The organism is Streptococcus oralis (assembly GCF_001579175.1).
Taxonomy (GTDB): Bacteria; Bacillota; Bacilli; order Lactobacillales; family Streptococcaceae; genus Streptococcus; species Streptococcus oralis_O.
The window spans coordinates 1-288 of record NZ_KQ970782.1; the positions used below are offsets into that span (position 1 = coordinate 1).

1 pseudogene is annotated in these 288 nt (G+C 46.9%); it reads right to left on the reverse strand.

The annotated features are described in order from the left end of the window. Positions 1-288, reverse strand: a pseudogene (locus SORDD24_RS10610) (tRNA uridine-5-carboxymethylaminomethyl(34) synthesis GTPase MnmE); the annotation flags it as partial.

Genomic DNA, 288 nt, shown 5'->3' on the forward strand with positions numbered 1-288 from the left:
GAGTCAGGTCAACACGACCGTTTAGAAAGGCCCGCTTGGTAAATTCACCGGGTTCTGCCAATCGAGCTCCTTCACGGATAGCTAGCTGGAGAATCTCATTGGTCACCGCAATCCCACCGTGGGTGTTAATCTCGATAATATCTTCACGAGTGAAGGTCTTTGGAGACTTCATAGCACCAATCATAACCTCGTCCATAACCTTGCCAGTTTGAGGGTCAACGATATGCCCGTAATTAAGAGTGTGGCTAGCAACCTTACTCAGGTCTTTTCCTTTAAAAATCTTTTGGG